The 24,315-nt window shown below is 72.7% G+C and carries 22 protein-coding genes, 1 tRNA gene and 1 other RNA gene; 10 read left to right on the top strand and 14 right to left on the bottom strand.

Translation table 11 applies throughout. The annotated features are described in order from the left end of the window. The first annotated feature begins 56 nt into the window (after positions 1-56). Positions 57-1,490, top strand: coding sequence for a 2-oxoglutarate dehydrogenase, E2 component, dihydrolipoamide succinyltransferase (sucB, locus tag CMN_RS07990; protein ID WP_015490319.1), 1,434 nt, complete (start codon positions 57-59; stop codon positions 1,488-1,490). 26 nt (positions 1,491-1,516) lie between these two features. Here sucB and CMN_RS07985 read toward each other — a convergent pair whose 3' ends face one another. After that, the gene (locus CMN_RS07985; RefSeq protein ID WP_227077665.1) at positions 1,517-3,046 is read right to left on the bottom strand and encodes a protein kinase domain-containing protein; all 1,530 of its coding nucleotides are present in this window, start codon (positions 3,044-3,046) and stop codon (positions 1,517-1,519) included. 371 nt (positions 3,047-3,417) lie between these two features. Here CMN_RS07985 and CMN_RS07980 point away from each other — a divergent pair, with 371 nt between their 5' ends. Further along, entirely contained in the window at positions 3,418-4,128 is a 711-nt protein-coding gene (locus tag CMN_RS07980) for a DUF4191 domain-containing protein (RefSeq protein WP_015490317.1), read from the top strand. 54 nt (positions 4,129-4,182) lie between these two features. Next, on the top strand, positions 4,183-4,905 hold the full coding sequence (locus tag CMN_RS07975) for a J domain-containing protein (RefSeq protein ID WP_015490316.1): 723 nt from the start codon (positions 4,183-4,185) through the stop codon (positions 4,903-4,905). 26 nt (positions 4,906-4,931) lie between these two features. Here the strand turns inward: CMN_RS07975 and CMN_RS07970 are convergent, their stop codons facing one another. Beyond that, on the bottom strand, positions 4,932-5,360 hold the full coding sequence (locus CMN_RS07970) for an RDD family protein (RefSeq protein ID WP_015490315.1): 429 nt from the start codon (positions 5,358-5,360) through the stop codon (positions 4,932-4,934). A gap of 193 nt (positions 5,361-5,553) precedes the next feature. Between CMN_RS07970 and glnA the strand changes: the two genes are divergently transcribed. After that, the gene (glnA, locus tag CMN_RS07965) at positions 5,554-6,978 is read left to right on the top strand and encodes a type I glutamate--ammonia ligase (RefSeq protein WP_015490314.1); all 1,425 of its coding nucleotides are present in this window, start codon (positions 5,554-5,556) and stop codon (positions 6,976-6,978) included. A gap of 93 nt (positions 6,979-7,071) precedes the next feature. On the opposite strand, the gene CMN_RS07960 is transcribed toward glnA, so the two are convergent. Both CMN_RS07960 and CMN_RS07955 read right to left on the bottom strand, forming a co-directional pair. Further along, entirely contained in the window at positions 7,072-10,092 is a 3,021-nt protein-coding gene (locus CMN_RS07960; RefSeq protein WP_015490313.1) for a bifunctional [glutamine synthetase] adenylyltransferase/[glutamine synthetase]-adenylyl-L-tyrosine phosphorylase, read from the bottom strand. Positions 10,093-10,150: 58 nt separating this feature from the next. Then, a complete protein-coding gene (locus CMN_RS07955; RefSeq protein ID WP_015490312.1) occupies positions 10,151-11,488 on the bottom strand; it encodes a glutamine synthetase family protein in 1,338 nt (445 codons plus the stop codon). Positions 11,489-11,573: 85 nt separating this feature from the next. Between CMN_RS07955 and panB the strand changes: the two genes are divergently transcribed. Continuing rightward, positions 11,574-12,443, top strand: a complete 870-nt coding sequence (gene panB, locus CMN_RS07950; RefSeq protein WP_015490311.1) for a 3-methyl-2-oxobutanoate hydroxymethyltransferase — start codon at positions 11,574-11,576, stop codon at positions 12,441-12,443. A 9-nt stretch (positions 12,444-12,452) separates the two neighbouring features. Here panB and CMN_RS07945 read toward each other — a convergent pair whose 3' ends face one another. Then, positions 12,453-12,635 carry a hypothetical protein gene (locus CMN_RS07945; protein WP_015490310.1) on the bottom strand — a complete coding sequence of 61 codons (183 nt, stop codon included), beginning with the start codon at positions 12,633-12,635 and terminating at the stop codon, positions 12,453-12,455. Positions 12,636-12,709: 74 nt separating this feature from the next. On the opposite strand from CMN_RS07945, the gene ppgK reads away from it, so the two are divergent. Next, a complete protein-coding gene (ppgK, locus tag CMN_RS07940; protein WP_015490309.1) occupies positions 12,710-13,531 on the top strand; it encodes a polyphosphate--glucose phosphotransferase in 822 nt (273 codons plus the stop codon). Between the two features lie 76 nt (positions 13,532-13,607). On the opposite strand, the gene rnpB is transcribed toward ppgK, so the two are convergent. The 7 genes from rnpB to CMN_RS07910 all read right to left on the bottom strand — a co-directional run bounded on the left by rnpB (position 13,608) and on the right by CMN_RS07910 (position 17,963). Continuing rightward, positions 13,608-13,989, bottom strand: an RNA gene (gene rnpB / locus CMN_RS14690) — RNase P RNA component class A. A 43-nt stretch (positions 13,990-14,032) separates the two neighbouring features. Continuing rightward, positions 14,033-14,767, bottom strand: coding sequence for a zinc ribbon domain-containing protein (locus tag CMN_RS07935; protein WP_015490308.1), 735 nt, complete (start codon positions 14,765-14,767; stop codon positions 14,033-14,035). Between the two features lie 91 nt (positions 14,768-14,858). Beyond that, the gene (locus CMN_RS07930) at positions 14,859-15,686 is read right to left on the bottom strand and encodes a Nif3-like dinuclear metal center hexameric protein (protein WP_015490307.1); all 828 of its coding nucleotides are present in this window, start codon (positions 15,684-15,686) and stop codon (positions 14,859-14,861) included. Positions 15,687-15,738: 52 nt separating this feature from the next. Next, positions 15,739-15,930: a hypothetical protein gene (locus tag CMN_RS07925; protein ID WP_015490306.1), complete on the bottom strand. Its 192-nt coding sequence runs from the start codon at positions 15,928-15,930 to the stop codon at positions 15,739-15,741. A gap of 82 nt (positions 15,931-16,012) precedes the next feature. Further along, positions 16,013-16,624, bottom strand: coding sequence for an energy-coupling factor transporter transmembrane component T family protein (locus tag CMN_RS07920; protein WP_015490305.1), 612 nt, complete (start codon positions 16,622-16,624; stop codon positions 16,013-16,015). Further along, a complete protein-coding gene (locus CMN_RS07915; protein WP_015490304.1) occupies positions 16,621-17,325 on the bottom strand; it encodes an energy-coupling factor ABC transporter ATP-binding protein in 705 nt (234 codons plus the stop codon). The genes CMN_RS07920 and CMN_RS07915 overlap by 4 nt, the downstream gene beginning before the upstream one ends. Beyond that, positions 17,322-17,963 (bottom strand): biotin transporter BioY, encoded by a 642-nt coding sequence (locus CMN_RS07910; RefSeq protein WP_015490303.1) that lies wholly within the window; start codon positions 17,961-17,963, stop codon positions 17,322-17,324. Before CMN_RS07910 ends, CMN_RS07915 begins: the two co-directional genes overlap by 4 nt. A gap of 76 nt (positions 17,964-18,039) precedes the next feature. On the opposite strand from CMN_RS07910, the gene CMN_RS07905 reads away from it, so the two are divergent. Continuing rightward, on the top strand, positions 18,040-18,627 hold the full coding sequence (locus CMN_RS07905; protein WP_015490302.1) for a TetR/AcrR family transcriptional regulator C-terminal domain-containing protein: 588 nt from the start codon (positions 18,040-18,042) through the stop codon (positions 18,625-18,627). 41 nt (positions 18,628-18,668) lie between these two features. Here the strand turns inward: CMN_RS07905 and CMN_RS07900 are convergent. After that, positions 18,669-18,741, bottom strand: a tRNA-Val gene (locus tag CMN_RS07900). A 90-nt stretch (positions 18,742-18,831) separates the two neighbouring features. Here CMN_RS07900 and CMN_RS07895 point away from each other — a divergent pair. Further along, positions 18,832-19,521 carry a hypothetical protein gene (locus tag CMN_RS07895; RefSeq protein ID WP_015490301.1) on the top strand — a complete coding sequence of 230 codons (690 nt, stop codon included), beginning with the start codon at positions 18,832-18,834 and terminating at the stop codon, positions 19,519-19,521. Positions 19,522-19,539: 18 nt separating this feature from the next. Here the strand turns inward: CMN_RS07895 and CMN_RS07890 are convergent, their stop codons facing one another. Further along, the gene (locus tag CMN_RS07890) at positions 19,540-20,013 is read right to left on the bottom strand and encodes a peroxiredoxin (protein WP_015490300.1); all 474 of its coding nucleotides are present in this window, start codon (positions 20,011-20,013) and stop codon (positions 19,540-19,542) included. Between the two features lie 241 nt (positions 20,014-20,254). Here CMN_RS07890 and aceE point away from each other — a divergent pair, with 241 nt between their 5' ends. Together aceE and CMN_RS07880 are read left to right on the top strand one after the other, a co-directional pair. Further along, complete coding sequence (gene aceE / locus CMN_RS07885) at positions 20,255-22,981, top strand: pyruvate dehydrogenase (acetyl-transferring), homodimeric type (protein WP_041465264.1); 2,727 nt, start codon at positions 20,255-20,257, stop codon at positions 22,979-22,981. A 13-nt stretch (positions 22,982-22,994) separates the two neighbouring features. Then, entirely contained in the window at positions 22,995-24,269 is a 1,275-nt protein-coding gene (locus CMN_RS07880) for a PucR family transcriptional regulator (RefSeq protein WP_015490298.1), read from the top strand. The last annotated feature ends 46 nt before the right edge of the window (positions 24,270-24,315 follow it).

Here is a 24,315-nt window from a genome sequence, read left to right as displayed (position 1 = left end):
CTGCCACCACCGACACACAAGCCGGGTCCGGAGTCGGGCCTGAAGGAGACAACCCCATGAGCGAATCCGTCAACCTCCCCGCACTCGGCGAGAGCGTCACCGAGGGCACGGTGACCCGTTGGCTCAAGAACGTCGGCGACCACGTCGAGGTCGACGAGCCCCTGCTCGAGGTGTCGACCGACAAGGTCGACACCGAGATCCCCTCGCCGGTCGCCGGCGTCATCGAGGAGATCCTCGTCCAGGAGGACGAGACCGTCGAGGTCGGCGCCGAGCTGGTGCGTATCGGCGACGGGTCCGGTGGCGGCGACGCGCCCGCCGCGGAGCCCGCCGCGGCGGAGGCCGAGGAGCCGGCTCCCGCGACCGAGGACGCCGTCGAGGACACCGTCATCCCCTCCACCGAGGCGGATGACGAGGCCGAGGCCCCCGCGCCCGTCGAGCCCGAGCCCGCGCCCGCGCCCGCCACCGAGGAGCCCGCCCCTGCGCCCCAGGCGACCCCGGCCCCCGCTCCCGCAGCCCCCGCCCCCGCGGCAGCCGCCCCGGCAGCAGCTGCGGCTCCGGCCCCCGCCGCGTCCGGCAACGCCGGCTACGTGACGCCGCTCGTCCGTAAGCTCGCGAACGAGCGCGGCGTCGACATCAGCTCGGTCGTCGGCACCGGCGTCGGAGGCCGCATCCGCAAGGAGGACGTGCTCGCCGCAGCGGAGGCCGCCGCCTCGAAGAGCGCCCCGGCGGCAGCCGCTCCGGCCGCTCCCGTGGTCGCGCCCCTCGAGACGTCTCCCCTCCGCGGCACCACCGCGAAGATGTCGCGCATGCGCAAGCTCATCGCCGACCGCGCGGTCGTGTCGATGCAGTCCACGGCGCAGCTCACCTCGGTGGTGGAGGTCGACGTCACGAAGGTGGCCGGCTTTCGTGACCGCGTGAAGGGCGACTTCGTCGAGAAGACCGGCGTCAAGCTGTCGTTCCTCCCCTTCTTCGCGCTCGCTGCCGCCGAAGCGCTCAAGGCGTACCCCGTCGTCAACGCGACGGTCGACGGTGACAGCATCGTCTACCCCGACCACGAGAACATCAGCATCGCGGTCGACACGGAGCGTGGACTGCTCACTCCTGTCGTCAAGAACGCCGAGGGCAAGAACCTGGCGCAGTTCGCGACGGAGATCGCCGACCTCGCCGCACGCACGCGCGACAACAAGCTGTCGCCGGACGAGCTGGCCGGGGGCACCTTCACGCTGACCAACACCGGTTCGCGCGGTGCGCTGTTCGACACGCCCGTGGTCTTCCTGCCGCAGTCCGCGATCCTCGGCACCGGCATCGTCACCAAGCGTCCGGTGGTCATCACGGCGGACGGGCAGGACACGATCGCCATCCGCTCCACCGTGTACCTGGCGCTCTCCTACGACCACCGGATCGTCGACGGGGCCGACGCCTCGCGCTTCCTGGTGGCCGTGAAGAACCGCCTCGAGGCCGGTGCGTTCGACGCCGACCTGGGCATCTAGCCACTCCCCCGACCCCACGGCGACCCTCAACGGTCGTCCATCAGGTCCCTGATCCGCCACCCGGCCTCTCCCCTGACCATCAGGAGGGAGGCCGGTCGGCGTCCGGGCGCCGACGTCTCCGGTCCGGGCGCGTTCTCGGGACGCAGGCTGATGAGGGCGCTGTCGCCGAGCCGCTGAGCCGGGCCGAGGGCATCCGCGACGTGGAGCGCGGGGTCGTCCAGGGCGGCCGATGCCCCGGATGCGATGGCGCTGCGATCGGCGTCCTCGACCGGGGAGCCGGTCTCGTCCACCTCGGCCAGGCAGCCGACGTCGCCACGACGGAGGCAGGAGGCGCGGAGCCGGAGGAGCGTGGGGGCGGCGGCATCCGGATCCGGCGAGGCCGTCGCCGCGACGTCGGGATCCGACTCAGCCGACGGTGCGGCGTCTCCGCTGGCGGACGCGGACGCCGAAGGGGTCGGCGCGCTCGTCAGCCCTGCCGTCGCGCCGCGAGCGGGGCTCGTGAGAGCGGGTACCGCGACGGCGCCCGCGAGCAGGAGCAGGAGCGCGGAGGCTCCGAGCACCCAGATGCCGGGGCGCACCGTCGCCAGCTCACCCGTGACACGCGCCCGCACCGCCCTCCCCCGGGATCGCGCCCGGTCCGCGCGCCGGTCACCCGCCGCACGATGCCGACGATGACCGCCGCGGCGCCTGCCCGCGGATGGCCGACCCCCGCGTCCGGGGTCGCCTGTCCGCCCGACGCTGCCCCCGAGGGGGCCCGGGCCGACAGCCTCGAGCGTCGCACCGGGCGGCAGGATGCGATGGTCGTCGGAGGAGCGCGAGGATGGTCCGGCGTCGGCCAACGGGGCCGCGTCCGCGACGTCGAGCAGGCGGTCGGCGAGATCATGCGCGGTGAGGTCGGTCTCCCCGTGGATCGTGGCGTCGAGGACCGCCAGCCATCCCTCCCATCGGTCCTCGGACGCGCGTCCGCGTGCGTCCGCCGGGTCGCGCAGCGCCCGGACGATCCGAGACACCCGCCCCAGGTCCTCTTCGACGGGGTCGGCACCCTGGCGGCCGTCCGCTCCCGCCCCTCCGGCGATGACGCGGGAGGAGCCGAGCCCGCTCAGCAGCGGACGCCCGATGGCGTCGAGGACCACGTGGGTCAGGTCGACCGAGCCGTGCGCGATGCCCGCGTCGTGGAGGTCGCCCAGCCCTCGGAGGACGGAGGCGACCAGGGTCACGGTCTCGCCGGGCGTGATGCTGCCGCGTCTGCTGAGCAGGGCCGACGCCGTGCCGCGTTGGCCCAGCGACTGCACGATGCAGAGGCTGCCGTCGGCGAGGGTCGCGACGTCCCGCAGCGCGACGACGTGGTCGGAGGACACCGCCTGGAGAGCGACGATCTCCGCCTCCCCGCGGCTGCGCTCGGTCGCCGGCACGATCTTCACCGCGACGTTCGCCGCCGGACCGCTCCCCTGATCCGACGCGCGGCAGGGGCGGCCGAGGTGCACCTCGCAGCGGCTGCCCCTCCCGACGAGCCGCACCAGGCGATAGCCCGCGACGACGGTCCCGGAGGCGGACACCGCGTCGGGGTCCGTGCCCGGCCCGTGCCTCCGCCTCTGCGGCACCCGTCCCCTCGTGCCGGCCGATCGAACCCCGTCAGCCGCCGCGCCGAACGGCCCGTCGCCCCGGTCCCGACCCGTGACCCGTCCGTCGTGCGCTCGAGCGCGTCCGTCCGCCATCGCCCCACGTCCTCTCGTCGCGCCGGCTCGGTCCGCGCCTCCGTCTGGGCGGGCCGTCCGTCGCCGCGAGTGTGCCGGTCGGCGGGAGGGCGGGTGGGCGCGAGGGCGGCCGCTGAGCATCCCGTCGGCATCGCGGCCCTGTGGGGGGATGGGACGGGGCACCGGCCCTCGGCCGTTCAGGCGGGCCCCCGCGCACCGGTATCCTGGGCACCATGGCCCGCAAGACAGCCTCGAAGAAGGCACCCAAGGAACCCGGCCGCATCAAGCAGATGTGGCAGGTCTTCCAGATGACCCGGCGCTACGACAAGAGCTCGGTCTGGTGGATGCTCCTGGCGCTGCTGGGCCCGATCGTCGTCGGCGTCCTGCTCGCGGTCTTCGCGACCGGCGGGAGCTGGCTGACCGCCATCCTGTTCGTCGTCGCCGGCGTGTTCGCGGGCATCCTCGCCTTCCTCATCGTCCTCGGACGCAAGGCGGAGCGCGCGGCCTACCTGCAGATCAAGGGGCAGCCGGGAGCCGTGGGCGTCGTCCTCCGCAGCTCGCTGAAGCGCGGATGGGTCGGCAGCGAGATGCCGGTCGCCGTGAACGGCAAGTCGCAGGACGCCGTCTACCGCGCCGTCGGTCGCCCCGGTGTCGCCCTCATCGGTGAGGGCCCGAAGAGCCGCACCACCCGCATGCTCGAGGACGAGCGTCGGAAGATCGCCCGCGTCCTCCCGAACGTGCCCGTCCACTTCGTCTTCGTCGGACCCGACGCCGACTCCGTCGGGCTCCACAAGCTGGCCGGTCGCCTGCAGCGGTTCCCCCGCACCATCACGAAGGCGGAGGTCCTGGCCGTGAACAACCGCCTCACCTCCCTCGGGCAGAACAGCATGCCCATCCCCAAGGGCGTCGACCCGTTCAAGGTCCGCCCGTCCCGGGCACGCTGATCCCGCGCTCGCGCCACGTTTGCGCGCGCACCGTGCCCGGCGCAGACTGAGCCCATGGATCCGGCCTCCGCTGCGGCGCTGCTCGGCGTCGACGTGGACGCCGACCGCCCGGCCATCAGCCGCGCCTATCTCCGGCAGGCGCGGGAGACGCATCCCGACCGCCTCCCCGGCGCGACGCCGCAGCAGCTGAAGGCCGCGCACGAGCGCTTCGTGCAGCTGACCCTCGCGAGGGACGCGCTCCTCCGCGCAGCTCGGACGGGTGCGGTGCCGCCCGATCCCGCCCCTCGCGCCCACGCCACGGCGTCTCCGGGGGCGGCTCGCACGTCGCCCGCGAGCACGCCGGCCACGGAGCGACGTCACCCGTACGGCCGTTCGCGTCGTGAGCTCGCGCGCCGCGGCCTCGGTCCCTCCATCGCCGCGGTATGCGCACTCGCGGGCGTCCTCGTCGTGCTCGTCTCCTTCCAGGATTCGACCCGCGCGCAGTTCACGACCATCGGCGCCGACCTGACGCAGGGCGCCATCGTCGAGCCGGTGCTGGATCCCGCCTCGCGTGCGAGCGAATGCGTGGACACGACGTCGTGCACGCTCCTCGACATGACCGCGCCGGAGGACTGCAGCGCGGCGCTCGTGCGCTTCGAGGTGACGACCGGGAGGTCGGACGACGGGCGGGAGACCGAGAGCCGGGAGCTCGGCGCCGTCCGCGCGGGATCACCCGCCCGCGTGGTGCTGGGCGGGGTCGACCCGGAGCTCGTGTACCTCGGCTGCGAGCCCAGCTGACCCCTCGCCGACGGGCGGCGCCGCGGTCAGGACGTGCGGACGAGCACCGTCCCCGAGAACACGTCGTGGAGACCACGCTGGTCGGCGTTCCACACGACCGCGGGGACCACCAGGCACAGCAGCACGGTGCGGACCGCCGGTCGCCACAGCGAGACGTAGCCTCCCGTCAGCGGCCGGACGCGCATGCCGAGCACGACGTGCCCCACGCTGCCGCCGAGGGTGATGATGAGGACGTACTGCATCACGGCGAAGATCACGAGCGTGGCCGTCGGGTCGTAGGCGAAGAAGGCCCAGGAGACCAGCACGGCGATCGCCCAGTCGATGCAGATCCCCACGATGCGCCGACCGGCACGGGCGACGGAGCCCCGCCCGCGATCCGGGAGCCCGAGGCGCTCCCCCGGCCAGCGGTTGCGGCCGGGATCGCCGAGGTCGGGGTTCGTGGGAGTCGCGGGCACCTGCCGATCCTAGGCGCGGGGGCCGTGGATCCCCTGGTCGGCGGGCCCTGGGAGCACTCGCCGACGCGCCCGGGACAGCTTGCGTAACATCGCCGAAACACGACGGTTATGGCGAGGTAACCCCTTCCCCCTAGGGTCGGAGAGGCTGAAACCGTCAGTCTCATCCGCTCCGGCCCCCTTTTGGAGACACCACATGTTCAGAGACTCATCCGAGGTGCTCGCGTTCATCAAGGACACCGACGTCAAGTTCCTCGATATCCGGTTCACCGACCTGCCCGGGGTGCAGCAGCACTTCAACATCCCCGCATCCACCGTCGACGAGGAGTTCTTCTCCGTCGGCCAGCTGTTCGACGGCTCGTCCATCCGCGGCTTCGCGAGCATCCACGAGTCGGACATGCAGCTGATCCCCGATGTGACGACGGCGTACATCGACCCGTTCCGCATCGAGCGCACCCTCATCATGGTGTTCGACATCTACAACCCCCGCAACGGCGAGATCTACGCCCGCGACCCGCGCCAGGTGGCCAAGAAGGCCGAGAAGTTCCTCGCCGCGTCCGGCATCGCCGACACCGCGTTCTTCGCCCCCGAGGCCGAGTTCTACATCTTCGACGACGTCCGCTACGAGGTGAACCAGCACACGAGCTTCTACTCGGTCGACTCCGAGGAGGGCGCCTGGAACTCGGGACGCGAGGAGGAGGGCGGCAACCTCGGCAACAAGACGCCGTACAAGGGCGGCTACTTCCCCGTCAGCCCGGTCGACAAGCAGGCGGATCTGCGTGATGACATCAGCCTCAAGCTGATCGACGCCGGCCTCATCCTCGAGCGCGCGCACCACGAGGTGGGCACGGGCGGCCAGGCGGAGATCAACTACCGCTTCGACACGATGGTGCACGCGGCGGACGACATCCTGAAGTTCAAGTACATCGTGAAGAACACGGCCGAGCAGTGGGGCAAGACGGCCACGTTCATGCCGAAGCCCCTCTTCGGCGACAACGGCTCGGGCATGCACACCCACCAGTCGCTCTGGAACGACGGCAAGCCTCTGTTCTACGACGAGGCCGGCTACGGCGGCCTGTCGGACATCGCGCGGTGGTACATCGGCGGCATCCTCAAGCACGCCCCCGCCATCCTCGCGTTCACGAACCCGACGGTGAACTCGTACCACCGCCTCGTGCCCGGCTTCGAGGCGCCCGTCAACCTGGTGTACTCCGCCGGCAACCGCTCGGCCTCGATCCGCATCCCGATCACGGGCACGAACCCGAAGGCGAAGCGCATCGAGTTCCGCGCGCCGGATGCGTCGAGCAACCCGTACCTCGCGTTCGCGGCGCAGCTCATGGCCGGCATCGACGGCATCAAGAACCGCATCGAGCCGCACGAGCCGGTCGACAAGGACCTCTACGAGCTCCCGCCCGAGGAGGCGAAGGGCATCCCGCAGGTCCCCGCGTCGCTCGGCGCCGCCCTCGAGGCGCTCGAGGCCGACCACGAGTTCCTCACCGCGGGCAACGTGTTCACGCCGGATCTGATCGAGACGTGGATCGAGTACAAGCGCGAGATGGAGATCAAGCCCCTCGCGCAGCGCCCGCACCCGTTCGAGTTCGAGCTGTACTACGGCGTCTGACCCCACGGGCACCCGCAGCGGGTGCGTGGTGCACGGGCCGTCCTCCTCCGGGAGGGCGGCCCGTCGCCGTCGGCGCTGCCGGATGCACCAGCGTCAGGCGCCGCGCGGATCCGGCTGGTCGTCGAGCCCGTAGAAGAGGCGCTCGAAGACCGCGCGGGCGCGGCGGGTCACGCCGAGGTACTCCTCCTCGAGCACGGACGCCGACCCCGGCGGGTACTCGAGGAGCCGCGCGATGGCGTCGAGCGCGGCACGGTCGGCCGGCAGGACATCGGCCGTGCGGTTGGTCCAGAGCGTCATGGCGGAGCGGACACGGGACGCGAGGAGCCAGGCGTCCCGGAGGCGGGCGGCGTCGCCTTCGTCCACGAGACCCGACCCCATGGCGGCGTCGAGCGCGCCGAGCGTGGTCGGCGTCCGCAGGGCGGGGTGCGCGTGCGCGTGCTGCAGCTGGATCAGCTGGACCAGCCATTCCACGTCGCTGAGCGACCCGCGCCCGAGCTTCAGATGGCGGGTGGGATCCGCGCCCTGCGGGAGGCGCTCGTTCTCCACGCGCGCCTTGATGCGCTTGATCTCGCGCACCTCCGCGTCGCCGATGGCGTCCGGGTAGCGGATGCGGTCGGCCAGCCCCGTGAAGTCCGCGATGAGCCCGCTGTCGCCGACGACGCCCCGTGCGCGGAGCAGCGCCTGCGCCTCCCACGTGAGGGACCAGCGCTCGTAGTACGCGCGGTAGGAGGCGAACGACCGCGCGACGGGCCCGTTCCGCCCTTCCGGCCGCAGTCCCGTGTCGAGGTCCAGCGGGAGGCGCGAGTCCTCCGTCAGGCGCGTGAGCTCGGAGACGATGACCTGGGCGCGCCGTTGGGCGAGCTCGGGATCCATGCCCGCGATGGGGCGGAACACGTACATGACGTCCGCGTCGGAGCCGAAGCCGAGCTCGGCCCCGCCGTATCGGCCCATGGCGACCACGGCGAACTCCGGCCAGGGGCCGTCCTCGCGGCGGATGGCGCGCATCACCCCGCGGAGGGTCGCCGTGGTGATGTCGGCCAGGGACGGCCCCAGCGTCTCGACGTGCGTGACCCCCACGATCGCGCCGATGGCGAGGCGCAGGACCTCCCGGCGACGGAGGGTGCGCAGCGCGGCCGCTGCCGCGTCGGCCGTGGGGTGCCGGTTCACGGTGGCGACGGCCTCCTCCTCGAGGGCCGCCCAGGTCCGGGGCCGGAGGTCCTCGTCGCGGGCGAGCCACGCGGCGGTCTCCGGGACGCGGTCGAGCAGCTCCGAGACGAAGCGGGATCCCGAGAGCACCTGCGCGAGGCGCTGCGCGGCCCCGGCCGAGTCCCGGAGCATCCGAAGGAACCAGTTCGACTCCCCCAGCGCCTCGCTGAGCCGGCGGAAGGCGAGCAGGCCGTGGTCGGGGTCCGGGCCGTCGGCGAACCACTGCAGGAGCACGGGGAGCAGGTGGCGCTGGATGGCGGAGCTGCGCGAGACCCCCTGCGTGAGCGCGCGGATGTGGGCGAGCGCCCCGCGCGCGTCGACGAAGCCGATGGCGGAGAGGCGCGCGGCCGCCTGGTCGCTGGTGAGCGCGAGCGACTCCTCCGGGAGCGACGCCACCGCCGCCAGGAGCGGTCGGTAGAAGAGCCGCTCGTGCAGCGTCCGGACGGCCGTCTTGGTGGCGTTCCAGCGAGCGGTGAGCTCCTCCGCGCGCCCGTCCAGGCCCGTGCTGCGGGCGAGGATGCGCAGGCGCTCCTCGTCGGTGGGCATCAGGTGCGTGCGCCGCAGCTGATCCAGCTGCAGCCGGTGCTCGAGGAGCCGGAGGTACCGGTAGTCCTTCGCGAACTCGCCGGCCTCCGTGCGGCCGATGTACCCCGCGTCGGCGAGGGCCACGAGCGCGGCCAGCGTGCTGCGGTCCCGGACCGCCTCGTCGCCCTGCCCGTGCACCAGCTGGAGGAGCTGCACCGTGAACTCGATGTCGCGGATCCCGCCCGGCCCGAGCTTGATCTGCTGGTGCCGCTGCTCGGCGGGGATGTTGTCGGTGACCCGCGTGCGCATGCGCTGCACCTGCCCGACGAAGCCCTCGCGGGAGGCGCTCGACCAGACGAGCGGCGCGACGGCGTCGGCGTACCGCTGCCCCAGCTCGGCGTCGCCCGCGAGCGGCCGGGCCTTGAGCAGGGCCTGGAACTCCCAGTCCTTCGCCCACCGCTCGTAGTACGCGAGGTGGGAGTCGAGCGTGCGGACGAGCGCGCCGGCCTTCCCCTCGGGCCGGAGGTTGGCGTCGACCTCCCAGAGGGCCGGCTCGATCTCGTGCTCGTCGATGCCGCGCATGGTCAGCACGGCGAGGCGCGTCGCGAGCTCGACCGCCCGCGACGGCTCGATGACCGGTTCGCCGGATGCGTCGGTCGCGGCTTCGGCGACGAAGATGACGTCCACGTCGCTGACGTAGTTGAGCTCGCGGGCGCCGGCCTTGCCCATGCCGATGACGGCGAGGCGCGTCGCGGCGATCTCCTCGGGTCGCGCGCGACCGAAGGTCCCGGGGACGGACAGCTCCGCGCGGGCGACGGCGAGCGACGCCTCGAGGGCCGCGCCCGCCAGGTCGGCGAGGGCGGCGGTGACGGGTCGCACGGCCGCGAGCGGATCCGGGTGCACGAGGTCCCACGCGGCGACGCGCGCGACGAGGGCGCGGTAGCGGACCCGCAGGGCCGTCCGTGCATCCGGTCCGGTGATCCGCGCCACGCCGTCGACCGCGCGCACGGCGTCGAGCAGTCGCGTGCGGACGTCGGCCGGTGCCGGCGCGCCCTCGAGCGGACGGGCGAAGCCGTCGAGCTCGACGGTGTGGCGTGCGAGGAACTCGGCGAGACCGCGTGAGGACCCGAGCACCCGCGCCAGCCGGTGACGCGCGTCGGGGTCGGCGAGCACGGCGCGCGTGCGCTCGGGATCCGCGCGGAGCAGCCGGACGAGCGCGTCGAGGGCGCCGTCCGGGTCCGCGCTCGAGTGCAGGGCCTCGACGAGGTCGGCCTCCGTCCACCCGGACAGCGCGGCCGCCTCCTCGAGGGCCTCGCCGACCTCGCTCAGCCGCGCGAAGCCCGCCCGCGCCAACGCGCCGAGCAGCGTCTGCCCACGTCTCATGGCTCGCTCCGGCCTCGTCGTCGGATGTCGGTCGTGGTGCGCCGGCCGGGGATCCGGCTCAGAGCATCTCGAGGTTGGAGCGCAGCTCGTACGGCGTCACCTGGGCGCGGTAGTCGCGCCACTCCTGCCGCTTGTTGAGCAGCACGTAGTTGAACACCTGCTCGCCGAGCGTCTCGGCGACGAGCTCGGAGCGCTCCATGATCTGCACCGCGTGGTCGAGGCTCGACGGCAGCGGCGCGTACCCGAGGGCGCGACGCTCGGCGTCGCTCAGCGTCCAGACGTTGTCCTCGGCCTCGGCCGGGAGCTCGTAGCCCTCCTCGATGCCCTTGAGGCCCGCGGCCAGCAAGAGGGAGAAGGAGAGGTACGGGTTCGCCGCCGAGTCGATGGCGCGGTACTCGACCCTCGAGCTGTTGCCCTTGTTGGGCTTGTAGAGCGGGACGCGCACCAGCGCGGACCGGTTGTTGTGCCCCCACGTGACGAAGCTCGGCGCCTCCCCGCCGCCCCAGAGCCGCTTGTAGGAGTTGACGAACTGGTTCGTCACCGCCGTGATCTCGGGAGCGTGCTTGAGCAGTCCCGCGATGAACTGCCGGCCGATGGTGGAGAGCTGGTACTCGGCGCCCGACGCGTAGAACGCGTTGACGTCGCCCTCGAAGAGCGACATGTGCGTGTGCATCCCGCTGCCGGGGTGCGCCGCGAGCGGCTTCGGCATGAACGTCGCGTAGACGCCCTGCTCGATGGCCACCTCCTTGATGACCGTGCGGAACGTCATGATGTTGTCGGCCGTGGTGAGCGCGTCCGCGTAGCGGAGGTCGATCTCGTTCTGGCCGGGGCCCGCCTCGTGGTGGCTGAACTCGACGGAGATGCCGAGGTCCTCAAGCATGCGCACCGAGCGGCGGCGGAAGTCGTGCGCCGTGCCGCCGGGGACGTTGTCGAAGTAGCCGGCCGCGTCCACGGGCTCCGGGCCGTCGACACCGAACTCGCTCGACTTGAGGAGGTAGAACTCGATCTCGGGGTGCGTGTAGAAGGTGAAGCCGCGGTCGGCCGCCTTCTCCAGCGTGCGCTTGAGGACGTTGCGGGGATCCGCTATCGCCGGCTGCCCGTCGGGCGTCGAGATGTCGCAGAACATGCGCGCGGTGGGGTCGATCTCGCCGCGCCACGGGAGGATCTGGAACGTCGTCGGATCCGGGTGGGCCAGCATGTCGGCCTCGTACGAGCGGGTGAGGCCCTCGATGGCCGAGCCGTCGAACCCGAGGCCCTCCGCGAACGCGCCCTCGACCTCGGCCGGGGCGATCGCCACCGACTTCAGGGTGCCGGTCACGTCGGTGAACCACAGGCGCACGAACTTGATCCCGCGCTCCTCGATCGTCCGCAGGACGAAGTCACGCTGCTTGTCCATCCACCACCCTCTCGTCGGTGTCCAACCTACCGGCTGACCCGGGGTCGGGCCGAGCGCGCGCGGGGCCCGCCGTAGACTCCGAGGCATGCAGAGCCCCGACGCTGCCGTCACCCCGTCCGAACCCGCCCGACTCCCGACCGGGCCTGCCGGGCCGCCGAAGCGGGTACGCATCCGGCACTTCGCGCGGGCCAAGGAGCAGGGCCTCAAGATCACGGGCCTCACGAGCTACGACATGCTCACGGCCGGCATCTTCGACGAGGCCGGCATCGACTTCCTCCTCGTCGGCGACTCCGCCGGCAACACCGTCCTCGGCTACGACACGACCGTGCCGGTGACGCTCGACGAGCTGATCCCGCTCGCGCGCGCCGTCACGGGCTCCGTTCAGCGGGCGCTCGTCGTCGCGGACCTCCCGTTCGGGTCCTACGAGTCCGGCGCCGACCAGGCGCTCGCCACCTCGGTGCGGTTCATGAAGGAGGCGCGCGCCCACGCCGTGAAGCTCGAGGGCGGGGTGCGCAGCGCGGAGCAGATCCGCCGCGTCGTCTCCTCCGGGATCCCGGTGATGGGCCACATCGGCTTCACGCCGCAGAGCGAGCACGGCCTGGGCGGCCACCTCATCCAGGGACGCGGGGACGCGGCCGAGGCACTGCTCGCGGACGCGCTCGCGGTCCAGGACGCGGGAGCCTTCGCCGTGGTGCTCGAGATGGTGCCCCAGGGGATCGCGCGGCGCGTCAGCGAGGAGCTGCGCATCCCCACCATCGGCATCGGCGCCGGCAACGGCACGGACGGGCAGATCCTCGTGTGGACCGACTTCGCCGGCCTCACGGGCGGGCGCGTGCCGCGCTTCGTGCGGCGCTACGCGGACATGCGCGAGGTTCTCCTCGACGCCGCGACCCGGTACCGGGACGACGTCGTCTCGGGCGCCTTCCCCGCGCAGGCGGAGAGCTACTCCGACTGATCCGCGGGATCAGTCGTCGTCGCGGTCCTCCGCGGCCCACTGCTCCGCGCGCTCGCGTAGCCGCTGGGGCGCCTTCGCCGCCTCCTCCGCCGTGGTGAACGGGCCGATCCGGTGGGCGGCCGGGGACAGCATCCCCTTCTCCACCTCGCCCGTGCGGTCGTCGTACCAGTACTGCTCGTCGCTGTCGCTCATGCTGCCGATGCTAGGCCCGTCCGCGGGGCGCGCGACGGCCGGACCGGGCCGGACGAGCCGGTAGGGTCGCTTGCATGAGCGACGACGCGACGACCGCAATCGGCATCGACATCGGCGGGACCGGCATCAAGGGCGCCATCGTGGACGTCGCGACCGGCGAGCTGCGCAGCGAGCGCGTCAAGCTGCCGACGCCCCAGGGCGGCGAGCCGGACGACATCGTCGCGACCGTGGAGCAGATCATCCACGCGCTCGGCGAGGTACCCGCGGGCACGCCCCTCGGCGTGTGCTTCCCGGCCGCCATCGTCCACGGGACGACCATGTCGGCCGCCAACGTCTCCCCCAGCTGGATCGGCCTCGAGGCCGAGAAGCTGTTCGAGGAGCGCCTGGGTCTCGAGATCACGTTCGTCAACGACGCCGACGCCGCCGGATACGCGGAAGCCCGCTACGGCGCGGCCAAGGACGTGCGCGGCCTCGTCATCATGACGACGCTCGGCACGGGGATCGGCAGCGCCCTCATCCACGACGGCGTCCTCATCCCGAACGCGGAGCTCGGACACATGGACGTCGCGGGTCGCCGCGACTTCGAGCGCCGCGCGTCGTACGCGGCCAAGGAGCGCGCCCACCTCAACTGGAAGCGCTGGGCCGCCCGGCTGCAGGTCTACTACGGCCAGCTCGAGAAGCTGATGTGGCCGGAGCTGTTCATCGTCGGCGGCGGGGTGTCCAAGAACCACAAGCACTTCCTGCCGCTGCTGCGGCTGCGCACCCCGATCGTGCCCGCGGAGCTGCGGAACAACGCGGGCATCATGGGTGCCGCTGCCCTGGCCGCGCACGCGGTCGGCACGAGCCCGCACGCGCCCGCAGCCGAACTCGTCGACAAGACGAAGCCCGAGGACTGACCCGGAGCGGACTCGCGACCGCACGACGAAGCGGCCGGACCCCCGTGGGGGTCCGGCCGCTTCGTCGTGCGGGGTGCGGATGGGCCGGCTGATACGCCGGGTTCTGTCCCGGTGCCTCGCGGCACCATGGACGGCCATCTATCTCGGAGCTGCGTCACCGCAGCCCTCCAGCGGTCTACCCGGGGACTGGACGAGCAGCCTGTGCGTCCCCTGTTCGACCTTGCTCCGGGCGAGGTTTGCATAGCCGACCCGATCACTCGGGCCGCTGGTGGTCTCTTACACCGCCGTTTCACCCTCACCCGCCGCTTCCGCGACGGGCGGTCTGCTCTCTGTTGCACTGTCTCGCGGGTCACCCCGGGTGGGTGTTACCCACCGCCCTGCTCTGTGGAGCCCGGACGTTCCTCGACGCGGTCTCCCCCTCTCGGGATCCTCCGCGGCGCGACCGTCTTGCCGACCCATCCGCGGGGACGAGTCTAGGGCAGCGTGCGGACGGAGCTCCCGCTAGAGGCCGGACTCGTCCGTCCGCACGAGGATGGCGTTGCTCTCGGGATCGATGACCACGTCGTCGGGGGCGCGCTTCCGCAGGGCGTCGAGGTCGCTCTGGTGGAGGGCGATGTTGCTGCCGAGGGAGATGCCGCGGTGCAGCATCGCGGCACCCACGCCGTACCGCGCGCGCTGCTTCTCGTAGAGCGCGAGGAGGTCCTCGGGGAACCTCGGTGCCAGGGCGTCCCGGTCCTTCCTCGCCTGCTCGGCCTGGACCCGCAGCTCCACGGCCGCGGCGTCGCGCTCGGCCTCGACCGCGGCGAGCCGCTCCGCCAGGGCGTCACGCTCCACGACCACCTCGGCCTGGGCGGCCTGGGCTTCCTCGAGCCGCTGCATCACCTCGAGCTCGACCTCCTCGAGGGTGTCGCGGCGACGCAGCAGCGACTCGAGCTCGCGCTCCAGGGCCTGGACGTCCTTCGAGCTACCGCCCGCCTCGATGCGGGTGCGGTCGCGGTCCATGCGCGCCTGCACGACGGCCACGTCGGACTCGATGCGCGCGAGCTCGGTCTGGGCGTCCTCCACGACGCCGGTCCGCTCGCCGAGGCGGCGTCGGACGACCTCCATCTCCCGCTGCAGGGCGTCGATCTCCTTCAGCTGCGGGAGCTGGGCGAGCTGGCGCGTGAGGTGCGTGAGCCGGGTGTCGATCTCCTGCAGGTCGAGGAGCTCCTTCTGGATGCTCGGATCGGCTTTCATGCTCTCCCTCTCGTGGTGCGGCTCCGCCGGTGTGCGGCGGGCGCGCGATGCGTGCGTCGTGGATGCGCGGGACCGTCCGCGCGGCGGCCGGTCACTGCGTGACGGCGAAGTCCCAGGGGTCGGTGCGGATGTCGCTGACGGTGACCTCCACGTCGGGCAGCGCCGCGCGCAGCGTGCCGGCTGCCTGGTCGAGCCACAGCCACTCGCTCGCCCAGTGGGACGTGTCGATGAGGTACGGCGTGCCGCCGCGGAGGGCCGCCGACTCGCGGGCCTCGCTCGCCGGGTGGTGGCGGAGGTCGGAGGTGATGTAGACGTCCGCGCCGACCACCTCGGGTGCGGAGAGCAGCGAGTCCCCCGCTCCCCCGCAGAGGGCGACGCGGGTGACGGGCGCGTCGTAGGGGCCCGCGACGCGGATGCCCGTCGCCGTGGGCGGCAGGATCCGGGCCAGCTCGCCGGCGAGGCGGCCGAGCGTCGTCGGGGCGGGCAGGTCGCCGACGCGGCCGATGCCGCGCACCCCGCCCTCGGCCGGATCGAGCGGCCGGACGGTCTCGGGCACCAGGCCGAGGAGCGCCGCGAGCCGGCCCGACGTGCCGTCCTCGACGACGTCGGCGGTGGTGTGCGAAGCGTGCAGGGCGCAGTCGGCGCGCACGAGGTCGGCGAGGAGCGCGCCCTTGTAGCCGGTCTCGGCGATGGTGGTCACGCCGCGCAGCAGCAGCGGGTGGTGCACCAGCAGCAGGTCGGCGTGGGCGGCGACCGCGTCGTCGACCGTCGCGCGGACGGCGTCGACGGCCAGGTGGATGCGGCGGACCTGCCGACGCGGATCCCCCGAGACGAGCCCGGAGGCGTCCCAGTCGGACGCGCCCGCGGGCGGCCAGGCGTCCTCGACGACACGGACGACGTCGGCGAGGGTGGGGATCACCTGCCCATCGTAACGAAGGGGCGACCGCGGCCCGTCCCCGGCCGCGCTCCGGTCAGCCCCGGCGCGCGCCGCGACGTGGGCGGCCGGCATCCGGCCTCACCTCGTGGGCGACGTCCGGCGAGGGCACGAGCGGTGCGAGCGGCCAGAGGCTCCGCTGGGCGGATCCGCGGTGGGTGCTGGACCCGTGCGTCGCGGCGTCGACGACCGACCAGGCGGCGGCGCCATCGGCGGTGTCGGAGCTCATGCGTGGATGCTACCGCGACACGCCCGCGGCGACTCCGCTCGCACGGCCCGCGGACATCCCGATCACGGCGGGCTGCCTCCCGTCACCTGACCCCGCGGGCGGTGAGCGCGTCGCCCAGCTGGTCCGCGTGCTTGAGGGCGAGGACGAGGAAGGGGACGACGAACGTCCGCAGACCCGGACGGGCGCCCCGCGCGCGCTGCGCCTCGCGGACTTCGCCGGCCAGGCGCGCGAGGACCGGGACGGTGCCGGCGGTGACGGTGAGGAGCAGCGAGATCCGCTCCGTGTCGACACCGAGCCTCCGCAGCGGGCCGAGGCCGCGCTCGATGCCGTCGAGGAGCTCGGTCGTGGAGGTCGTGAGGACGAGCAGGCCGGCGATGGCGATCGCCGACGTGACGCGCGCCGTGTTCGCCACGGCGGGCTCGGGCCCGAGCAGGACGAGCTGGCTGACGAGCGTGAACAGCATCAGCCAGCGCACGGCGCGCACCTGGCCGGCGAGGCGGCGCAGGCCGAGGAGACCGTCGCCGAGCTGGGCGACGGCGAAGGCGACGACCGCGACGGCGACAGCGGTGCCCGCCCCCCACCAGGTGGACGGCAGCAGGGAGACCCCGAGCACGACGACCATGAGCGCGATCAGCTCGGGACCGGCGGGCATGCGCTCGAGGCGGCCGGGAGGTCGCGGCCCGGTCGGCGTCACCGGAGCGTCGCCTCGTACTCGGCGATGACGGCGGCGGGCGCGCCCGTGCGGATCACCCGGCCGCCGGCGAACAGGACGGCGGCGTCGCACCGGGCCGCTGCGGCGAGGTCGTGGGTGACGAGCACGAGCCGGTGGTCGGGCTCGAAGAGGTGGTCCGCGACCCGGCGGGCGTTCCGGGCGTCGAGGTACGCCGTGGGCTCGTCGGCGATGACGAGCTCGGGGCGCCGGACGAAGGCCCCCGCCAGGGCGAGCAGCTGCTTCTGTCCGCCGGACAGCTCGTGCGACGAGCGGTCGGCGAGGTGTGGGATGCCGAGCCGTCGGAGGGCCTCCGCGACGCGCGCGTCCGACTCGGCGCGCGGAAGCCGCTCCGGCCGCAGGGAGAACGCGACGTCCTCGGCGACGGTGGGCATGACGATCTGGGCGTCCGGGTTGCTGAAGACGAGGGCGACGCGGCGTCGCAGCTCGCGGGATCCGCGTCCCGGGTCGATGCCCAGCACGCGCAGCTCCCCCGACGTGCGCTCGACCAGGCCCCCGACGAGCCGGGCGAACGTGCTCTTGCCCGAGCCGTTCTCGCCGATCACGGCGACCGTGCGCGCATCCACGTCGAGCGTGACGTCGCGGAGCGCCTCGACGTCGCCGAGGCGGACGCCGACCGCGGCGAGGTGCAGGGCGGCGGGGCCGATCCCGTCCGTCGGGGTCACCGGAGGGTCGCCGCGCTGGCGTCCCGCTGTCCCGTCGTCCAGCCGGACGCGCGTCGGAAGGCGCGCGGGTAGCCGCGGACCAACGTCATCACGATGCCGGTGGCGATGGCCGCCTTGACGATGTCGCCCGGGACGAAGACGAGGCTGGCGGCCGCGGTCTCGGCCAGGGGCAGGCGCGTGACGAGGCTCTGGACGGGGATCCCCACCGCGTAGATCACGGTGATCCCCCCGACCACCATGGCCACGGCGGTGCGCGCGGCGGTGGGCCGCCGGCCGCCCAGGTGGACGATGAGCCCGACGACGGCCGCCCCGAGGATCCAGCCGACGAGGTAGCCGGCGGTGGGGCCGAGGAAGACGCCCGCGCCGCCGGAGCCCCCGGCGAGCAGCGGCAGCCCCACCGCGACGAGTGCCAGGAGGACGGCGAGGGCGATGGCCCCGAGACGCGCTCCGAGGACGGCGCCCGCGAGCATCACGCCGAGCGTCTGCGCCGTGATCGGCACGCCGCCGAAGACGCTGATGCCGCCCGGGAGCCCGAGCACCGCGACGACCGCGGCGAGCACGGCGACCCGTGCGAGGTCGGTGGCGTCGAGCCGGGCGCGGCGCTCGGCGCGGAGGGGCAGGGAGCGGGTCGGGGTCATGGGCTTCCTTCTGCTCGATGCGGCCGCCGAGGACCTGAACGACGTTCACCTGAACGGCGTTCACTATAGTGGCGGCATGGCACGGGCGCAGGCGGCGGGGCGGCACAGCCGTGACGACGTGGCCCGCACGGCCCTGCGGATCCTCGACGAGCACGGCCTCCCGGACTTCACGATGCGCCGCCTCGGGGCCGCGCTCGACGTCCAGCCGAGCGCCCTCTACTGGCACTTCCCGGACAAGCAGAGCCTCCTCGCGGAGCTGGCCGACCGCATCGTCGCCGAGGCGGCGACCGCCACGACGGACGGGCCGCGCGACGACTGGCGCGAGCGGGTCCGCCGCGCCGCGACGGGGCTCCGCTCGGCGCTCCTCGCCCATCGCGACGGCGCCGAGGTCGTCGCCAGCACCACGGCGATGGGGCTCGGCGCGACGGCGGCGCGTGACGCGCTGTCCGCGGCCGTCGCCATCGGCGGGTTCGGCGGGGCCGACTGCGCCCGGGCGGCGTCGGCGGTCCTGCACTTCGTGCTCGGCCACGTGGCGCACGAGCAGCAGCGCGCCCAGCTCGCCCGGCTCGGGTTGCTGCCCGAGGACGCGGACGACACGGATCCGGCCCGGGACTTCGCCTTCGGGGTGGACCTGCTCGTGCGGGGCCTGGGGACCCTCGCCTGATCCGGTGCGCATGTCTCACGCGGACGACGGTGCGGCGCGGGTGGGCCCTGCCGGGCTCGAACCGACGACATCCACGGTGTAAACGTGGCGCTCTACCAACTGAGCTAAAGGCCCGCGACGCCCGTCCGCCGGGCGCCCGGCCATGCTAGCCGACCGCGTCGGGGCCCCGGCCGCCCCGCGGGCGCAAGCCGTAGTCTCTCCCCCGTGCCCATCCACCCCTCCCGCCGGACGGTCGCCGAGCCGCGCTGGCCCGCCGCCGTCGGCCTCCTCGTCGCCGTCGCCCTCTACGGGATCGCGCCCACCGCCGTCCCGTCCGGCGTCCGCGTCGCGGTCGTGGCGATCGCCGTCGCCCTGCTCGTGCCGCTGGTCGCGCTGAATCCCCGCCGCTTCGTGCGGGAGACTCCCTGGTCCCGCGGGCTCGGCCTCGCGCTCGGGAGCCTCCTCGTGGTCGCCAACCAGGTGAGCCTCGTGGTCCTGGTGATCGCGCTGGTCGACGCCTCCGAGGCGGGACCCGAGCTGCTGCTCACGGCCCTGCAGGTCTGGGGGACCAACGTGCTGGCCTTCGCGCTCGTCTTCTGGGAGCTGGACCGCGGCGGTCCGGTGGCGCGTCGGATCCACGCCCGTGCGGCCCTCGCACCCGCCGACTTCCGCTTCCCCCAGGACGAGGATGCCGGCGCCGTGTCGGAGGTGGCCCGACGCTCGTCGGAGCACGCGGACTGGGTGCCGGGCTTCGTCGACTACGCGTACTTCTCGCTCACGAACTCGATGGCCTACAGCCCCACCGACGTCATGCCGCTCTCCCACCGCGCCAAGGCGCTCATGGCGCTCGAGGCGTTCGCCGGGTTCGTGATCCTCGCGCTGGTCATCGCCCGCGCCGTCAACATCCTCAGCTGAGGGGTCGCGGGAGACCGATCAGGCCGGGACGAGAGCCAGGTCGCGGATCGCGGTGCGGTACGCCTCGAGCTCGCGCGCCTCGCTGGGTGCCGTGATGAAGCTGCCGCGGATGATGCCGCGCGTGTCGATGAGGAAGGTCGCGCGGTTCGCGAAGCCCTTCTCCTCGAGGAACACCCCGTACTCCTTGGCGACCTGGCCGTGGGGCCAGAAGTCGGCGAGGAGCTGGAAGTCGATGCCCTGCTGCTGCGCCCACGCGCGCAACGTGTGCTTGCTGTCGACGCTGATGCCGATGAGCTCCACGCGGCTGTCGGCGAAGAGGCCGAGGTTCTCCTCGAGCTGGCACATCTCGCCCGTGCAGGTGCCGGAGAAGGCGAGGGGGAAGAAGACGAGGGCGACCGCGCGGTGTCCGCGGTACTCGCTCAACCGGACGCGCTCGCCGAACTGGTTGGCGAGCTCGAAGTCGGGAGCCTGTGTGTCGTTGGCCAGGGCCATGGGGTGCGGATCCTTCCGTGCCGGCAGATGTCCCCTGTCTGGCACGAGGGTCGAGCTTACGCCGGGGATCCGCGATGTCCAGCTCCGGGGCCGCGGGCGCCCTCCCGCGGCGCGCGCCGCACGTCGTCGGGGAGCGTCGGTCGGCATGGGTAGGCTGGGCGTCGGCGTACGCGCGGTCTCGCACCCTTCGAGCCCCGTGGCACCGAAGACGATGTCTGCACACCACAGGAAGAGGTCGAGGGTGACTGTCAACGACCAGGATCCGTACTCGGTGAACCACACCGACCAGGATCCGGAAGAGACCGCCGAATGGAACGAGTCGCTCGACGGGCTCGTGGAGACGCAGGGCCGGGGTCGCGCGCGCGACGTCATGCTCAGCCTCCTCAAGCGCTCGAAGGAGCTGCACCTCGGCGTGCCGATGGTCCCGACCACGGACTACATCAACACCATCGCCCCGGAGAACGAGCCCGACTTCCCCGGTGACGAGGACCTCGAGCGCCGCTACCGCGCGTGGATCCGCTGGAACGCGGCCGTCACGGTGCACCGCGCCCAGCGCCCCGGCATCGCGGTCGGCGGGCACATCGCCACGTATGCCTCCTCGGCCGCGCTCTACGAGGTCGGCTACAACCACTTCTTCCGCGGCCAGGACCACCCGGGCGGCGGCGACCAGGTCTTCGTGCAGGGCCACGCCTCCCCCGGCACCTACGCGCGCGCGTTCCTCGAGGGACGCCTGAGCGAGCACCAGCTCGACGGCTTCCGCCAGGAGAAGAGCCACGCCGGCGGCGGCCTCTCCTCGTACCCGCACCCGCGCCTCATGCCAGAGTTCTGGCAGTTCCCGACCGTGTCGATGGGCCTCGGCCCGATCAACGCGATCTACCAGGCGCAGGCGAACAAGTACCTCACCAACCGCGGCATCAAGGACGCGTCCGACCAGCAGGTCTGGGCGTTCCTAGGCGACGGCGAGATGGACGAGGTCGAGAGCCGCGGCCAGCTCCAGGTGGCGGCGAACGAGAAGCTCGACAACCTCAACTTCGTCATCAACTGCAACCTGCAGCGCCTCGACGGACCCGTCCGCGGCAACGGCAAGATCATCCAGGAGCTCGAGAGCTTCTTCCGCGGAGCCGGCTGGAACGTCATCAAGGTCGTCTGGGGCCGCGAGTGGGACGACCTGCTCGCCCGCGACACCGAGGGCGCGCTCCTCGACCTCATGAACCGCACGCCCGACGGCGATTACCAGACTTACAAGGCCGAGAGCGGCGCCTACATCCGCGAGAACTTCTTCGGGCGCGACGAGCGCACCGCGAAGCTCGTCGAGGGCTACACCGACGACCAGATCTGGAACCTCAAGCGCGGCGGCCACGACTACCGCAAGGTGTACGCGGCCTTCAAGGCGGCGAGCGAGCACACGGGCCAGCCCACGGTGATCCTCGCGAAGACCGTCAAGGGCTACGGCCTCGGCCCGAGCTTCGAGGGCCGCAACGCGACCCACCAGATGAAGAAGCTCACGCTGGACAACCTCAAGCAGTTCCGCGACGAGATGCGCGTGCCGATCACGGACGCCCAGCTCGAGGCGGACCCGTACCTGCCGCCGTACTACCACCCCGGCCAGGACGACGAGGCCATCCAGTACATGCAGGAGCGCCGCCGCGCCCTCGGCGGGTACTCCCCCGAGCGGCGCACGTCGCACACCGCGATCACGCTCCCGGACGACTCCGCGTACCGCATCTCCAAGAAGGGATCCGGCACGCAGGAGATCGCCACCACCATGGCGTTCGTGCGGCTGCTGAAGGACCTCATCCGCTCGAAGGACTTCGGCAACCGCGTCGTCCCGATCATCCCGGACGAGGCCCGCACGTTCGGCATCGACGCCTTCTTCCCGACGGCGAAGATCTACAACCCGAACGGCCAGCACTACACGTCCGTCGACCGCGAGCTGCTGCTCTCCTACAAGGAGAGCCCGCAGGGCCAGATCGTGCACGTGGGCATCAACGAGGCGGGCGCCCTGGCGGCGTTCACCAACCTCGGCACCACCTACTCGACGCAGGGCGAGCCCCTCATCCCGATCTACGTCTTCTACTCGATGTTCGGGTTCCAGCGCACGGGCGACGCGATCTGGGCGGCGGGCGACCAGATGGCGCGCGGCTTCCTCATCGGCGCGACGGCCGGACGCACCACCCTTACGGGAGAGGGCCTCCAGCACGCCGACGGGCACTCGCTGGTCCTCTCGCAGACGAACCCGGCGATCGTGTCCTACGACCCGGCGTACGCCTACGAGATCGGCCACATCGTGCGGTCCGGCCTCGAGCGCATGTACGGCGGGGAGCACGAGGACCCGAACGTCATGTACTACCTGACGGTCTACAACGAGCCGATCATCCACCCGAGCGAGCCCGAGGGTGTGGACGTGGACGGCATCGTCCGCGGTGTCTACAAGCTCAAGGACGGCTGGATCGACGGACCGAAGGCCCAGCTCATGGCGTCCGGCGTCGCGGTCCCGTGGGCCCTGGAGGCGCAGCAGCTGCTCGCCGACGACTGGGGCGTCTCCGCCGACGTCTGGTCGGTCACGTCGTGGGGCGAGCTGCGCCGCGACGGCCTGGCCGCGGAGGAGCACAACATGCTGCACCCGCACTCCGAGACCCGGGTCCCGTACCTGGAGGAGAAGCTGCGCCACGCCGAGGGCCCGTTCGTCGCGGTCACCGATTTCTCGCACGCGGTGCCCGACCAGATCCGGCAGTTCGTCCCCGGCGACTACTCGACGCTCGGCGCCGACGGCTTCGGCTTCTCGGACACGCGTCCGGCGGCCCGCCGCTTCTTCGCGATCGACGGTCCGTCGATGGTCGTGAAGACGTTGCAGCGCCTGGTCACGCAGGGCAAGGTCGACCAGGATGCGCCGAAGTGGGCGATCGACAAGTACCGCCTGCTCGACGTGAACGCCGGTACGACCGGATCGGCGGGCGGCGAGGCGTGAGCTGCGCCGACCTGTGACACCGAGCGACCGGCACGACACCGACGTGGAGACCGGGGAGACGAAGGCGGAGACGCTGACGTGGCTCCGGTCCCTGTCGGGTGAGCTCGCGAGCGCGACGCTCAAGCGGCTGGAGGACACGCTGCCCTGGTACGGCGAGATGCCGCCCGGGCGGCGCTCCGCCGTCGGGCTGGTCGCGCAGGCTGGCATCACCTCCTTCATCCACTGGTACGACGACCCCGACTCCACGCCGTGGATCGCGGCCGACGTGTTCGGCGCGGCCCCCCGCGAGCTCCTCCGCTCGGTGAGCCTGCAGCAGACGCTGCAGCTCATCCGGGTCACGGTGGAGGTCGTCGAGGACCGGGTCCGCGACCGGCACCGCACGGTGCGCGACGCGATCCTGCTGTACTCGCGGGAGATCGCATTCGCCGCCGCGGACGTCTACGCGCGTGCGGCGGAGGCCCGGGGGCTCTGGGACGCGCGGCTCGAGGCGCTCGTCGTCGACAGCATCCTGTCGGGCGAGTACGACGACGAGCTGCCGTCGCGGATCGCCGCGCTCGGCTGGCATGGGCACGGCGAGGTCTCCGTGCTCGTCGGCACGGCGCCGGCGGTGCTCGACGTCGACCAGCTACGCCGCACGGCGCGGCACCTCGAGGCCGACGTGCTCATCGGCGTCCAGGGCAGCCGCCTGGTCCTCGTCATCGGTCGCGCGTCCCCCGCCGTCGTCGATCCGGCGGACGCGGCGACGGAGACGCCTCCCGTGTCCTTCCTCGAGATCGCGACGCAGCTCGAACCCGGGTTCGGGGCGGGCCACCTCGTCCTCGGCCACGAGGTGCCGAGCCTGGTGGAGGCGTCGCGGAGCGCGCGGGCGGCCCTCGCCGGCTTCGCCGTCGCCCGGTCGTGGCGGAACGCGCCGCGCCCCACGCTCGCCGACGACCTGCTGCCGGAGCGCGCCCTCGCCGGTGACCCGCTCGCCCGGTCCACCCTCATCAACCGCATCTACAAGCCGCTCCAGGCGCACTCGACCGAGCTGCTCGCGACGCTGTGGTGCTACCTCGACACCGGCCGCTCGCTCGAGGCGACGGCGCGGGAGCTGTTCGTGCACCCCAACACGGTGCGCTACCGGCTGAAGCGCGTCTCCGACGTCATCGGCTGGGACGCGACGGGCGCCCGCGAGGCGCTCATCCTCCAGGCCGCGCTCATCATCGGCAGCATCGCGGAGGCCGGCACAACGGTCCCCCAGCAGCAGGGGTCCGGTCGCGCCCGGCCGAAGCGCCAGGCCGCACGGTGACCCGCCCGCGTCGTGGCATCTTCACAATGTCCTGGCGGATCCTCTG

The sequence above is a fragment of the Clavibacter nebraskensis NCPPB 2581 genome (genome assembly GCF_000355695.1).
Classification (GTDB): Bacteria; Actinomycetota; Actinomycetes; order Actinomycetales; family Microbacteriaceae; genus Clavibacter; species Clavibacter nebraskensis.
This window is presented reverse-complemented; position numbering and strand designations above follow the sequence as displayed.